We start from the raw sequence: 13,757 nt of genomic DNA on the forward strand, positions 1-13,757 counted from the left end.
TTCAGTTTAAAATCAATAGTACATATAGTGTACCAATCTTGGCTCATCAATTACTGACAAAAATTTGCTCAAATAAACTTCGAGTAATTTCTACCATCAATCAATGAAAATAATTTCGATCGATCAACCAGTAAAAATCCACACAAGTTGTTCTTCATAATCTCTTAATGATCTTTCTAACATCTCGTCAATGCTAGAAGCTGGACTTCGATAAACTCAACAACTCAACGCTTCGCGTTTCGTTCGTTTCCGTCTATCTCGTCGGTATGGTGCTCATTATAGGGCAATTTCTTACACGTGCAAGTGCTTTTCACTCACAAAGAACACGAGTGTTTTATTTTTATGCACCATTATGGTTCAAAAAACACACTTTACTCACATAAATACATGATATTTATTACAAATATCATGTAAAATATTTTTCCTATTTTGTGTGCTTAGTTTTTTACAGGTGCTGCTTTAATCACCACACTCTGTATAACTACTGGGTTTACAGGGACATTCTGATGCATTCCATAGTTCGCAGTTGGAACTTTTACGATTTTATCGACGATATCCATACCTTTAGTGACCTTACCAAAAACAGCATATCCCGCATTCATTGCACTTTTATTGAGAAAGTCATTGTCTGCAACATTAATAAAGAACTGACTACTTGCTGAATCAGGATGATTCATCCGTGCCATTGCCAATGTGCCGCGCTTATTGCTCAAGCCATTACTTGATTCATTCTTAATAGCCGCTTTTGTTGGCTTCTCCTGCATTTTGACATCCATGCCCCCACCCTGAACCATAAATCCAGGAATCACGCGATGAAAGATCGTGCCGTTATAAAATTTTTCTTTTGCATAGCTTTCAAAGTTTTTAGCTGAGATAGGTGCCTTGTCATTGAATAGCTCAATTTCAATATTGCCTTGAGAGGTTTTCATTTCGACAATAGTATTGGCAGCAAAACTGCTTAAGCTCACACAGCCAAGTGCTGCGGTAAATAAAATCTGTTTTAACATTTGCTAACTCTTCTGGTTGATCTCGTACTTGTTATTGACTGTATATTAGTCTTTGATGATTAAAAAGTAATTATTCTGCCATTATTAAAACGAGAACAATGATGACGCAAATAATACCGTCGGACACTGCATTGACACATTTACCGCCTTGGCAACTGCGTGGCGATGCTTTTATTTTGAATTATTGGATCTCTCCGAGTTTTATCCAACAAGCGCAGATGTTCCGTTTAGCGACATCGCCTTTAGGTCGTGTGGTTCAGGTGTTATTGGTCCGATACCATGATTCACCTGTGGGCCCTTATGACGAATTGCTAATTTTAGATCACCCTTTATGGAGTAAGAAAAGGTTAAGTTCGATTCCTAAGATTTATGTTTCGACAAACATCTCTGTCATTCATGGTCAAAAGCTCTGGGGTATTCCTAAAGAGTTGGCAAAGTTTGAATGGCAACAACATGACAATGAAGTGGTCTGTAATATCGAAGTTGAACAACAAAAGATGCAGATTCGTTTAAAAAAATCACGTTCACAGCGTTCTTTCTATATTAATAGTCATCATATCCCTGCTGCGATGTTGCAAATCAGACAAGCGTGGGAAGGTAAGCGCTATCAATTTTCACCCCAGTTTCGTGGACGGCTATCTAAACTGAAACAGGTAGAATGGCACAACACACAGGACATTTTTCCAAATTTTTCTGAAGCACGATTATTGCAAAGCTTTTATGTCCCCGAATTTAGCCTCGTATTTCCTGCTGCAAAAATCCAAGATAAGTAACCTAATATAAGTAACCCAATAAATAAAAACCCAGTGTTTCACGTGAAACACTGGGTTTACTTTATATAAAGGAATGATTAGCTACGTTTATCCCAAAATTTACGGAACTTCGTACTGATCTCGATCACGTATTTTTTAGCTCGGTGCGAAACCGGGGTTAAATTGATAAAACCATGGGTTTGATCGGTATATTCTTGATAAAACACTTTCACCCCTTGCTGACGGAGTTTATGCGAATAAATTTCACCTTCGTCATGTAAAACATCATGCCCTGCCGTCACGATATACGCGGGTGCGATACCTGCCAATTTTCCATAGGTCGGTGAAATTAATGGATCATCCAAGGCCACTGCATGTTGTTCCGCATATAAAGCGGTTACGACATCAATATCTTTTTCAGTCAGAACCAGACCATCTTTATACGCATAGAAAGATGGGTGGCGACTCTTAAAATCCACTACTGGGTAAATTAATAGCTGAGCTTGCGGGGCAAAAACTTTCTGAGCACTGCGCTGCGCAACCGCAGTAGCAATATTGCCGCCTGCACTATCCCCTGCCACCGCAATTCGATTTTTAAGAATTTTAAACTGACGACTATTTTGATAAGTCCAGGCCAAGGCATCTTCACAACTTTGCATTAATTGAGCTGGGCTGGCCTCTGGCGTGAGTGGATAATCAATACTTAAAACTTGTGCTTTGGCATGCACGGCCAATAAACGACAAACTTCATCATGCGTGTCTAGACCACCCACCACAAAACCACCACCGTGATAGAACACGATCATCGGTAATTTTTTATTTGGAGCAGGATGATAATGACGCGCAAACAGCGTAGCACTTTGTAAAGGTAGACGTATATCTTGCACTTGTTTCACAAAGGTCGGCTTGGTCTTGATCGACTCCATCTGTAAATCAAATAATTTACGAGACTTCACATAGTCTTCGGTCACAAAGCCTGACTTACCTTGCTTGAGTTGAGCCGCCATCATGCATTTCACCAGCGGATCTAATTCTGGAAAAATAAACGGATAATCGAGACGTTTTGCGAGGCTTTCTTTGGCAAAGTTAGGAAGACGATCAAGTAACCGAGCAGCCGTACCTTGGCCTTTATCTTTCATATTTTTAAGTGATTCATTCAATGCAAACATGCTCTATCCTTCGAATTATGCTCTTCATACTTTCTACATGATCTAGGTCAAATGTGACCATATTCACATATAAGTCTCAACATCGACATACATAGTACAGACCTAGTTAAGCTAATCTTCTTTTATAGAGTTGTCATTGACAATTTACCCAAGTTTTATGGGTTGATTATGCTAACCCATTCTCGATAAAGGATACTCACCATGGCTAAAAAGATCATCCTTCTGTCTTTTGCGACTGCTTTTTTGGCTGTAGGCTGCGTAGCATTCCCTGAAGATGGTTACTACGATGGACGTTATGATCAACGTTATGACCGCCGTTATGATAATAATGATCGACGCTATGACAATCGTTATGATCGCCGTTATGACAGTCGTTATGAACAAGACCGCCGTACATGGGAACGTCAGCAACAACAACGTAATCGTTTAGAGCTCGAACGTAGAAAGCAGCAACTTGACCAGCGTAACTGGGAACAAAATCGTAAAAATCAACAAGAGTGGGATCGTCGTAAAAACGAACTCGAACGTCAACGTCTAGAACAACAGCGTAAATACTCTGAAGCTGAACGTCGTAAACGTGCTGAACAAGATCGTCAAAAAGTCAGCAAAGAGCGTCAGCGCTTAGAAGAACAGCGCCGTAAAGCCAGTCAAGATCGTAGAAAACAAATTGAGCAAGAACGCAAAAAAAATATTCAAGATTTAAGAAAGGCATCAGATCAACAACGTAAAGCGGCTGAAGAACGTCGTCGCGCGTGGGAAAATCGCCGTTAATTGATGTTTTTTGCAGATCGGTTAAAAGTAAAAAGCTCATCTACATGATGGGCTTTTTTTTGCTCGCTAAAAATAGAAAAGGGCGTAAAAAAAGCTATAGAAAAGAAAATAGACAGAAGAGGCATCCTATCTTCTGTCTATTCTTGACTGCCTGTTGTTACAGGTCAGAGAGCATTAAACAATCTTATTGCTGAACTGTAGGTTGCGGTGCAGGCGCAGATTGAACTTCAGCACCTTGAGCTGATGGATCTGCTTGAACCACAGCACCCGATTGCTCTGTTGTTACAGATGCTTCAGTTGCAGACGTTACTTGTGCGGTTTCCGGAGATTCTACAGTTTCTTGAGAAGTACAACCCACCGCAGCTAAACCAAAACCTAAAACTGCGACAGCGAATAAACCAATTTTTTTCATCTTCATTATTTCCTTCATTGAATCATTAAAAGCAAAGCTCAACTTTGCCCGAGTCATAATGGAAAATAATTCTGTGAAGTTCCCACCTTCTGAGTTGTACTTTGTACGAGGCACGGTACAGCTTATGAAATGTTTTATTAATTAGGCGGTTTTCTTTCATTTTAAGGCTTTACATCATTTTTTTTAACTCAAGTGCTTTGTTTTTTATTAAAAAAATAAATATAAATGATTTTGAATAAAGCGTGATCACAGCTTTTGAATACAACAAAGTTCAACAAAACTTGCAACTCAGTTACTTAAGTGGCTGTTTTTATAAATTTCATGCAAAAAAAAGCCTGCTTATGAGAGAAGCAGGCCATGAAAAACACATTTGAAATAAATTAAGAAACTACAGCGATAGAATCTGAAACAAAGAATACTGTGCTGATCATTTTTTGTGAAATATTTAATAAAACTGATACTAAGAGTTTTTATGTATAAATATTAACCACTATTTTTTGAGGCAAAAAAAATGCTGATTCTTGGGAAATCAGCATGGAAAAGTGTTTCTAAAATCTAGAGGTAGTCACCATATCCCTCTCTCCAATGGATATGGTCACTTCCGATAGATAAATTATGCAAATTTTCAGGCACAAAGAGAAACCGTTAAAATTTATGATGAAAATCTATAAATCCGATCAAAATATGATTATACATTCAAATCAATAATTTATATTTTCATAGAATTTAATTTTGCAGTCGATATTTGGCTGAAAAACCATTTATTTGAATAAAAAATTGCATTTAATCGCTGACTTCGCTTGAATTTTTATACCCTGCCCCGATTTCTTTTATTAATCATGAATTCAAAACGCATGGCAGTTACGCATCGATGTCGTTTGAACGCACAGCTATAAGGACTGAACATGTTTAAGAACCCATTTAAACGGAGTAAATCAATGGCGACTGAGCAAAACCAAGACGCTCAAGATCTTCAACAAGAGCAAGCAGAACAGCAAACTCAAGCTGAAAACGAGCAAGCTGAAGTTTCAGTTGAAGATTTACAAGCACAAATCACCAATTTAGAAGAAAGCTTAAAACTTGAAAAAGCACGTACTGCAAATGCCGTATATGAAGCGCAAAAAAGTGTAGAGCGCATTCAACGCGAATCTGAAAAGCATAAAGATACTGTGCTGGAAAAATTTGCAAAACAATTGCTTGAGTCAGTTGATAACCTTGAACGCGCGATTGCTGCGGCAGGTGATGAAAAATCAGGTTTATCTGAAGGTGTAGAACTTACACTGAAATCATTGCTCAGCACTTTAGAAAAATTTGGTGTGGTTGCTGTGGATACTGCAAATGGTTTCAATGCAGATCTTCATCAGGCTGTGGGCATCGATCCAAATGCCAAATCGAATGAAATCGGAACAGTATTGCAAAAAGGCTATAGCTTAAACGGTCGTCTATTACGTCCAGCTATGGTTATGGTTGGTGCATAAACCCAAATTTTCTGAGACGAATTAAAAATTTTAACCAATATTACTTGAAAATTTTTGATTGGCTCTCATATCGGATAACAAGCGAAAACATCGTAAAAGAATTTTAGAGGAAACATCCAAATGGCGAAAATCATTGGTATTGACTTAGGTACTACAAACTCTTGCGTAGCAGTACTTGAAGGCGACAAAGTAAAAGTAATCGACAACGCTGAAGGCGCTCGTACAACCCCATCTATTATTGCATATAAAGATGGCGAGATCCTTGTCGGTCAATCTGCTAAGCGTCAAGCAGTGACTAACCCTAAAAACACATTATTTGCAATCAAACGTTTGATCGGTCGTAAGTACCAAGACCAAGCTGTGCAAAAAGATATCGGCCTTGTACCTTACAAAATCATCAAAGCTGACAATGGCGATGCTTGGGTTGATGTAAACGACAAGAAACTTGCACCACAACAAATCTCTGCTGAAATCTTGAAAAAGATGAAAAAAACAGCTGAAGACTACCTTGGTGAAACAGTAACTGAAGCGGTAATTACTGTTCCTGCGTACTTTAACGATGCTCAACGTCAAGCGACTAAAGATGCAGGTAAAATTGCTGGTTTAGATGTTAAACGTATCATCAACGAACCAACAGCTGCTGCACTTGCGTTCGGTATGGACAAAAAAGAAGGCGACCGTAAAGTTGCGGTTTACGACTTAGGTGGTGGTACTTTCGACGTATCAATCATTGAAATCGCTGACCTTGATGGCGACCAACAAATCGAAGTATTGTCTACAAACGGTGATACATTCCTTGGTGGTGAAGACTTCGATAATGCGTTAATTGAATACTTGGTTGAAGAGTTCAAGAAAGAACAAAGCGTAAACTTGAAACAAGATCCGCTTGCACTTCAACGTTTAAAAGAAGCTGCTGAAAAAGCAAAAATCGAGCTTTCTTCTTCGAATGCAACAGAAATCAACCTTCCATACATCACAGCAGATGCGACTGGTCCTAAACACTTAGTGATCAACGTGACTCGCTCTAAACTTGAAGGTTTAGTTGCTGAATTGGTTGCTCGTACAATTGAACCATGTAAGATTGCACTTAAAGATGCAGGTCTTTCAACCTCTGACATCTCTGACGTAATCTTGGTGGGTGGTCAGTCTCGTATGCCACTTGTACAACAAAAAGTACAAGAGTTCTTCGGCCGTGAGCCACGTAAAGACGTGAACCCAGATGAAGCTGTAGCGATGGGTGCTGCGATTCAAGGTGCAGTACTTTCAGGTGATAAAACTGACGTACTTCTTCTTGACGTAACTCCGCTTACACTTGGTATTGAAACAATGGGTGGCGTGTTAACAGCGATCATTGAGAAAAACACGACGATTCCTGCGAAGAAATCTCAAGTGTTCTCAACTGCTGCAGACAACCAACCAGCTGTAGACATTTCAGTTTACCAAGGTGAACGTAAAATGGCTCAACAAAACAAATTGTTGGGTAACTTCCAATTGGGCGATATTCCACCTGCTCCACGTGGTGTACCACAAATTGAAGTATCATTTGACATCAACGCTGATGGTATCTTGAAAGTATCTGCAAAAGATAAGAGCACAGGTAAAGAGCAATCAATTCAAATTAAAGCTAACTCTGGTTTGAGCGATGCTGAAATTGAAGCGATGATCAAAGATGCTGAAGCGAATGCTGAAGAAGATCGTAAATTTGAAGAATTAGCGAAAGCACGTAACGAAGCTGATGCACTTGTTTCTTCTGCTCAAAAAGCAGTAAAAGATCTTGGCGAACAGGTAACTGCTGATGAGAAATCTGCAATCGATGCTGCTGTAGCTGAGCTCGAAGCAGCGACTAAAGATAACGATGTAGATGCAATCAAAGCGAAAACTGAAGCACTTCAAAACATCATTATGCCGATCACTCAACGTGCTTATGAAGCTGCACAAGGTCAAGGCGGTGCTGAAGGTTTTGATCCTAACGCTTTCCAAGGCGCTGAAGGTCAAGCTCAAAAAGCAGATGACGGCGTTGTAGATGCTGAGTTCACTGAAGTGAAAGATGACAAAAAATAATTTGTCGCTTTAACTGAGTCTTTCAAAGCTCAAAAAGACCGCGCGAAAGCGCGGTTTTTTATGTTATTTTTCATTATCTTTAAAATAAAACATAATTTACATGAAAAATTTTATCAAGCTTTTGCTCTTAGCTGCGGGAATGTCCGTGATGTTTCATTATCCGATGGGTAATCTATTAATCATTCTGCCTTCAAACATACTATTATCCCCTCTCAATTATCTACAATTTTTGGGGCTTGATGCGGCCTTCACACTTGGACTCCTCATAAGTTGCCTAATTTTATATATGTTTAATATTCAGCAGCGCTACACATGGAGCTTAGGATTTATCTCACTATTTATCGGCATTATTTTTTATACATTAGCTCAATGTTTTAAACTCGAAATATCGATCTATAGTTTGGAACACGTTAAAGAATATGGATTTAATTTCAAATATCTCATTGAATTGGTTTTTTTCATATTTATCTCTATAGGATTCATTCTTATTTATAAATCCAATTTACCAGCCAAATTAACTGGAAAAAAAGCGTAATGCTATTGTTAAGACAACGCTAAAATTTCAAGATGGTATATATTTGACTATGACGTGGACAAAATTCAAGCTAAATTAAACCCCTATTATTGTGTTCATTTACTATGCGCTTTGTCTCAGCACTCATAACAGTGGGGATACTGTATTTAGCTTATTTACAGTTTCAAGTTAAATCCCATCCACAGCTTCGCTTTAATTCTGCGTGGGATCGAATTTCCCATCCTTTTGACACACGATTACGCTTTCGTGTTGCAGACGTCGACCCACGCTTTGGTTTAACCCAGCAACAGGTGATCCAACTTAGCCAAGAGGCTGCAGAGATATGGCATAAAGGGACGCTCAAACCGTTATTTATCTATGACCCAGATGCACAACTGGCGATCCATCTAATTTATGATGACCGCCAAGAACAATACAATGCCTATAAGCAAGTCCAAAAGACCTTAGCCGCAGATAAAGCCCGTAATGATTTATATGCCGAGAACTTAACAAATTCGAGAAAAGGTCTGGAGATGAATGAGCAACAGCTCCGATCAAAACAAGCCATGATCCGTGCTGAAATAGTACAACTGTCGCAAGAACGTATGGGTTGGAGCCGAATCGAGCATGCGCAAGGCCCCAATATGCAACGCGTTGAAAAAGAACTTGCGCAAGTCAAAGCACAAGCGACGCAATTAGACCAAGAAATAGATCGATTTAATCAGCAAAATGATCAATTTAACCAACAAGTCTCAAGTTATAACCAGCAAATCGATCAATATAATGCGGGCGTGATACAAGCCAGTCAGCGCTTTCCTGCACGAGAGTTTCATAAAGGCGTTTTTATGGGCGATCAGATTCAGATTTATCAATTTGATGCCGAAGATGATTTACGCCTCACCCTTGCCCACGAACTCGGACATGCTCTCGGCTTATCTCACCATAATGACCCTACTGCATTAATGTACCCAATCTTGGGCGCGCAACAATTAGAAAACTTTAAACTGATGCCAGCAGACCAAAGCTTACTGTATTATCGCTAGTGTGCCCTGAGCATAAAAAACCATACAATTTATAAGGATATTGCAGGATTCACCAACAAAAATCAGCATTTCATGTTATTGTTGATATGCAATAATTTCCTTATATCAATGACATCTTCCGTGGAGAGCAATGTGAGTTACTACCATATCTTAATTGAAGTGAATGACCACATCAGCACGATTGAACAAACCCGTGATATTGAACTTTTTGATATTACCGAAATTCAACCTTATCTCCATGCAGTACTTTTACCATTTTTTAATGAGCAACTCATCGAACTCGAAGACGAAAATCTTGAGTTTAAAGATGTCTTGCATTTACAAGTCAAACAAACCCTATTGCCGATCCGTGACCTCATCGAAGAAGAACAACGCCTGCTTCCGAGTGATACCGATATCACCATTACGGCTTATGAAATTTTTAATAATTATCAATTGAGTCAAGACGTGACCACAGTGATTTTAGATCTGTTAGAAGCGCTAAAATTTGAAGCCTAATATCGATTTTAAACATTAAAAAAGCCCTCAAAATGAGGGCTTTTTTATGGCTCAATTCATCATCGTGATTAGATCGAGAATGAAGATCCACATCCACACGTGGTTGTCGCATTCGGGTTTTGTACCACAAAACGAGAACCCTCTAAACCTTCAATATAGTCGACTGTTGAACCAACTAAATATTGATAACTAAGTGAATCCACCAACATTTTCACGTCTTCATTGATAAATTCAGCATCATCTTCGTTTTGGCTTTCTGCAAAATTAAATCCATATGAGAAACCTGAACAACCACCACCAGTCACATATACACGTAACATGAGGTCTTGATTACCTTCACTGTCACGCAATTGGCGTACTTTATTGGCAGCATTGTCAGTCAGCACAAGTGCTTGAGCATTCATGATGGATTCCTCTGAGTCATTGGGGTGTCTTTAAAAAGAAAAGACCATGTTTCAAGTATAACATACTCAATATATGGTCAGTCTTCACAGTTTAAAGTTAAATCAGAGTATTTTTCTCAAGATTCATTTAAAACTTATTTATAGTTTTCGTCCTGTAATGCACATTCGAAGTTTTTCGGGTCTTGTTTACAGCGGAATTGCCATAATAATTTCATCATTCGCTTGTCGTAGATATCACGTTTAGTCAAATCAATACGCGCTTCACGCATCATTTTTTGATAGCCAGCTTTGTCTGCCGTTGGAACATCCATCCAATATTTAGCTGGGATTTCTGACTTCATTTTGCCTAATATCGTGAATGCACGAGGTAATTGTGTTTTGACCCAATCACGTGATTTTTGCCCATATCCCGCTGGGAATTTATCTGGGCGAATAATGATATTACCCGTCACTTGTAAAATTGGATAATTAACAATTGCACCTTTACTACCTAAACCTTTATGTAACTCCAAGGGTTTAAACACCGCTGCAGGTGCACCAATAATATCCACCTGACCATTGTTAAATTTAGAGCCAAAATTGGTCACGTCAGCACTGACCGCTTGAGCCCCCACCTGTTGCACCATAATTTTCTGCGCTTCATCATAATCAAGCACCGCAATTTTTTTACCTGCTGCTTTAGCGACAGTATTGATACTACGGTCATTCACCAACAGGTAGGCATCACCTACAGGAATCACACCTACCACTTCATATTTACTATTGACCATGCTCTTTGCAAACGTTGGACTCGCAAGGCCTTGCATCACTTTAACCGCAAGTTTCAAATCTGGAATTGCACCAATCGCATCTAAAGAACCGGTAAAATTATTAAATTGACGACCACGCATACCTGTGACACTGATCCCATCACATTTACCGGCTTTAAAATCTTCCGCAATCACCGCTTCATTTTGACTGACGCGGAGCTCAATGTCTGCGCCCCAGTTTTTTGCCGCCAATTGGTAATCTCTCATCAGGGTAAAAACATCACCATTTTTACCAACCAAATCAAATACACACACCACTTGCTTTGCTTGAGCTACGCCATTCACCGCCATTAACGCAGCAGCAATACTCAATGCCTTTGTCCATTGTTTCATACTGACTTTCCTTGTTTTTTACTGTTTTTGTTTTAACCATTTTTTGATTTTTGGGTCATGCGGAGTATGATTAAATATACTCACAGCCCTCGATTTCAATTTAGATTACCTGAATATTTTGCTGACTCAATGGCGAAAATGACCTATGCATTTGCGAAAAAAAGCCCGGATAAATCCAGGCTTTTTTCTTTAAATATCAGTTTATTCGCCGCTAAGTGAACATTCAAAATTGGCTTTATCGACAGAACAACGTGCCTTTTTCAATACTGACATCATGCCCGCATCATAAATGCCACGTTTCGTCATATCCATACGACCTTCACGCAATAATTTTTGATATTTGGTTTTATCTTCTGCACTTAAGTTCAGTTTATATTTCGCAGGAATACCCGCCTCTAAACGGTTAATCATCGCAATACTCTTCGGTAAATGTTTCACAAACCAATCACGAGATTTTTGACCAAAGCCTGCTGGGAACTGATCAGGACGAATAATAAAGTCCGCGGTCACTTGTAAAACTGGGAAGTTAAACATCGCACCATTGGTACCTAAACCCTTATAAATCTCTAATGGTTTGTAGGCATACGCAGGCGCACCCACCATATCGACCTGACCATTATTAAACTTCGCCACAAAGTTAGATACATCTGAAACCACAGCTTGAGCGCCGACACGTTGCACCATAATTTTTTGTGCTTCGTCATAGCCTAATACTGCAAACTTTTTACCTGCTGCTTTTTCAATTGAGTCAATTTTTTTGTCTTTGACAAAGATGAATGCTGAACCCAGTGGAGCAATACCCGCCACTTCGTATTTCTTACCACCTAGGTTGCTGACCATTTTTGCAGCATTACGTTGGTCTAATGCAAAGGTAATCGCACGTTGCGCAATTGCATTGCTCGGTGCGCCACCAAGCGCATCAATCGAACCTGCAAATTTATTGTATTGACGAGCACGCATTGCCGTCATAAATACGCCATCACATTTACCCGCTTTAAAATCATTGTCGGCTACTGCTTCATCTTGACGCGGAATTAAGTTAATTTCAGCACCCCAGCCTTTTGCTGCAAGCGCCCATTCCTGAGCCATTTGGTATGACTCACCTGACTTACCCAGTAAGTCAAATACACAGATATCTACTTTTGCTGCCTGAGCTGAACCAGCAAAGCCAATTGCAGCAAATGTAGCCAATGATAGGAGCGTTTTTTTCATTCTATTTTCCTTTCAAATCTTTTTATGGTTCAGAGGTGTCCTTACACAACGCCGATATTAAGCAAGTTAATTTAAAAAAAATAGAGCATTTACTCCATTTATTTATGTCATTTTGGCACATTCTGTTTTTTTGTGATTAATATCACTTTTTTATTTAAGGCAAAATTATAAATATAATCATCATGTTGTATGCAAAAAAGGCTTTTTGCATTTACAGCCTTTTTATGAAACTTTACAAAGAAATACAGAAAAAAGCTTATTCACCCGCCACTGAACACTCAAAATTGGTTCGCTCAATCGTACAACGTGCTTTTTTCAGTACCGTCATCATGGTGGAGTCGTAGATTCCTTGTTTGGTTAAATCCATCCGTCCTTCACGCAAAATTTTCTGATATTTCACCTGATCATCTTTGCTGAGATTCATCTTATATTTGGCAGGAATTTCAGCTTCCATGCGTTTTACCATGGCAAAACTTTTCGGTAATTGTTTAACGAACCATTGCCGAGAGGGTTCAGCAAAACCATCTGGGAATTTATTGTTACGAATAATCAGGTCTGCCGTGACATTCACCACAGGAAAATTAACCATCGCCCCAGTAGTGCCTAAGCCTTTTGAAATTTCGAGTGGCTTAAAGGCATAAGCCGGCGCAGCCACAATTTCAACTTCGGCCTGATTAAATTTGCGAATAAAATTGGAAATTTCCGACATGACTGGCACAGCGCCGACACGGTCGACCATCTCTTTTTGCGCATAGTCATAATGCAAAATGGCAAATTTTTTACCTTCAGCTTTTTCTAAATTATTGATATTGCGATCACGGACAAAAATATAGGCTGAACCAATTTGCCCAATCCCTGCCACTTCATAACTATCTTTACCTGAATTGGTAATCAGTCGCTTACTGTTCCGCTTATCTAAGACATAGGTAATGGCTTTTTGTGCGATGGTATTGTTCGGTACACCGCCAATGGCATCAATCGAACCAGCAAATTTGTTATACGCACGTGCCCGCATCGAGGTCATATAAAATGCGTCACATTTCCCTTCTTTAAAATCTTTATCGACTTTGGATTCATCTTGATATGAAATCAGTTGAACTTGTGCTCCCCATGCCTTACTGGCCAGAGACCACTCTTCCATTAGCTTATAAGATTCCCCCGCTTTTCCAAGTAAATCGAACACACAAACCTTCTGATTGGCATAGCTTTGTGCAGACATCACACCTGAAAGAAGCGATAAAATTAAAATTCCTTTTCTCATTTCTTATATTCCCAATATGTTTTATTAATCCAT

13 protein-coding genes are annotated in these 13,757 nt (G+C 39.2%); 6 read left to right on the forward strand and 7 right to left on the reverse strand.

What is annotated here, in order from left to right:
• Positions 1 to 437 precede the first annotated feature (437 nt).
• Positions 438 to 1,007 carry a peptidylprolyl isomerase gene (locus tag FTU65_RS12840; RefSeq protein WP_180005529.1) on the reverse strand — a complete coding sequence of 190 codons (570 nt, stop codon included), beginning with the start codon at positions 1,005 to 1,007 and terminating at the stop codon, positions 438 to 440.
• Positions 1,008 to 1,108: 101 nt separating this feature from the next.
• On the opposite strand from FTU65_RS12840, the gene FTU65_RS12845 reads away from it, so the two are divergent.
• A complete protein-coding gene (locus tag FTU65_RS12845; RefSeq protein WP_180009157.1) occupies positions 1,109 to 1,780 on the forward strand; it encodes an acetoacetate decarboxylase family protein in 672 nt (223 codons plus the stop codon).
• 77 nt (positions 1,781 to 1,857) lie between these two features.
• On the opposite strand, the gene FTU65_RS12850 is transcribed toward FTU65_RS12845, so the two are convergent.
• The gene (locus tag FTU65_RS12850) at positions 1,858 to 2,928 is read right to left on the reverse strand and encodes an alpha/beta hydrolase (RefSeq protein WP_078194436.1); all 1,071 of its coding nucleotides are present in this window, start codon (positions 2,926 to 2,928) and stop codon (positions 1,858 to 1,860) included.
• Positions 2,929 to 3,129: 201 nt separating this feature from the next.
• On the opposite strand from FTU65_RS12850, the gene FTU65_RS12855 reads away from it, so the two are divergent.
• On the forward strand, positions 3,130 to 3,699 hold the full coding sequence (locus FTU65_RS12855) for a hypothetical protein (RefSeq protein ID WP_168379529.1): 570 nt from the start codon (positions 3,130 to 3,132) through the stop codon (positions 3,697 to 3,699).
• 184 nt (positions 3,700 to 3,883) lie between these two features.
• On the opposite strand, the gene FTU65_RS12860 is transcribed toward FTU65_RS12855, so the two are convergent.
• Complete coding sequence (locus FTU65_RS12860; protein ID WP_228144800.1) at positions 3,884 to 4,111, reverse strand: hypothetical protein; 228 nt, start codon at positions 4,109 to 4,111, stop codon at positions 3,884 to 3,886.
• Between the two features lie 938 nt (positions 4,112 to 5,049).
• Here FTU65_RS12860 and grpE point away from each other — a divergent pair.
• The 4 genes from grpE to FTU65_RS12880 all read left to right on the forward strand — a co-directional run bounded on the left by grpE (position 5,050) and on the right by FTU65_RS12880 (position 9,705).
• Positions 5,050 to 5,589, forward strand: coding sequence for a nucleotide exchange factor GrpE (gene grpE / locus FTU65_RS12865; protein WP_111885723.1), 540 nt, complete (start codon positions 5,050 to 5,052; stop codon positions 5,587 to 5,589).
• Positions 5,590 to 5,709: 120 nt separating this feature from the next.
• A complete protein-coding gene (gene dnaK / locus FTU65_RS12870; RefSeq protein ID WP_180009109.1) occupies positions 5,710 to 7,650 on the forward strand; it encodes a molecular chaperone DnaK in 1,941 nt (646 codons plus the stop codon).
• Between the two features lie 639 nt (positions 7,651 to 8,289).
• The gene (locus FTU65_RS12875) at positions 8,290 to 9,207 is read left to right on the forward strand and encodes a matrixin family metalloprotease (RefSeq protein ID WP_180066856.1); all 918 of its coding nucleotides are present in this window, start codon (positions 8,290 to 8,292) and stop codon (positions 9,205 to 9,207) included.
• A gap of 120 nt (positions 9,208 to 9,327) precedes the next feature.
• A complete protein-coding gene (locus tag FTU65_RS12880) occupies positions 9,328 to 9,705 on the forward strand; it encodes a hypothetical protein (protein WP_180005534.1) in 378 nt (125 codons plus the stop codon).
• Positions 9,706 to 9,773: 68 nt separating this feature from the next.
• On the opposite strand, the gene erpA is transcribed toward FTU65_RS12880, so the two are convergent.
• From erpA to FTU65_RS12900, 4 genes are all read right to left on the reverse strand, one after another.
• On the reverse strand, positions 9,774 to 10,109 hold the full coding sequence (erpA, locus tag FTU65_RS12885; RefSeq protein ID WP_078189499.1) for an iron-sulfur cluster insertion protein ErpA: 336 nt from the start codon (positions 10,107 to 10,109) through the stop codon (positions 9,774 to 9,776).
• A gap of 134 nt (positions 10,110 to 10,243) precedes the next feature.
• Complete coding sequence (locus tag FTU65_RS12890; RefSeq protein ID WP_180005535.1) at positions 10,244 to 11,251, reverse strand: putative solute-binding protein; 1,008 nt, start codon at positions 11,249 to 11,251, stop codon at positions 10,244 to 10,246.
• A gap of 201 nt (positions 11,252 to 11,452) precedes the next feature.
• Positions 11,453 to 12,463: a putative solute-binding protein gene (locus FTU65_RS12895; protein ID WP_180005536.1), complete on the reverse strand. Its 1,011-nt coding sequence runs from the start codon at positions 12,461 to 12,463 to the stop codon at positions 11,453 to 11,455.
• Positions 12,464 to 12,719: 256 nt separating this feature from the next.
• Entirely contained in the window at positions 12,720 to 13,724 is a 1,005-nt protein-coding gene (locus tag FTU65_RS12900) for a putative solute-binding protein (RefSeq protein WP_180066858.1), read from the reverse strand.
• Positions 13,725 to 13,757: the final 33 nt, after the last annotated feature.

Origin of the sequence: Acinetobacter sp. YH12129 (assembly GCF_013418685.1) — a bacterium.
Lineage (GTDB): Bacteria > Pseudomonadota > Gammaproteobacteria > Pseudomonadales > Moraxellaceae > Acinetobacter > Acinetobacter amyesii.

Coding starts and splice junctions, on each gene's coding strand:
- FTU65_RS12900 (WP_180066858.1), bottom strand. CDS start 13,724: ATGAGAAAAGGAATTTTAATTTTATCGCTTCTTTCAGGTGTGATGTCT.
- FTU65_RS12840 (WP_180005529.1), bottom strand. CDS start 1,007: ATGTTAAAACAGATTTTATTTACCGCAGCACTTGGCTGTGTGAGCTTA.
- FTU65_RS12845 (WP_180009157.1), top strand. CDS start 1,109: ATGACGCAAATAATACCGTCGGACACTGCATTGACACATTTACCGCCT.
- FTU65_RS12890 (WP_180005535.1), bottom strand. CDS start 11,251: ATGAAACAATGGACAAAGGCATTGAGTATTGCTGCTGCGTTAATGGCG.
- FTU65_RS12895 (WP_180005536.1), bottom strand. CDS start 12,463: ATGAAAAAAACGCTCCTATCATTGGCTACATTTGCTGCAATTGGCTTT.
- grpE (WP_111885723.1), top strand. CDS start 5,050: ATGGCGACTGAGCAAAACCAAGACGCTCAAGATCTTCAACAAGAGCAA.
- FTU65_RS12860 (WP_228144800.1), bottom strand. CDS start 4,111: ATGAAAAAAATTGGTTTATTCGCTGTCGCAGTTTTAGGTTTTGGTTTA.
- erpA (WP_078189499.1), bottom strand. CDS start 10,109: ATGAATGCTCAAGCACTTGTGCTGACTGACAATGCTGCCAATAAAGTA.
- dnaK (WP_180009109.1), top strand. CDS start 5,710: ATGGCGAAAATCATTGGTATTGACTTAGGTACTACAAACTCTTGCGTA.
- FTU65_RS12875 (WP_180066856.1), top strand. CDS start 8,290: ATGCGCTTTGTCTCAGCACTCATAACAGTGGGGATACTGTATTTAGCT.
- FTU65_RS12855 (WP_168379529.1), top strand. CDS start 3,130: ATGGCTAAAAAGATCATCCTTCTGTCTTTTGCGACTGCTTTTTTGGCT.
- FTU65_RS12850 (WP_078194436.1), bottom strand. CDS start 2,928: ATGTTTGCATTGAATGAATCACTTAAAAATATGAAAGATAAAGGCCAA.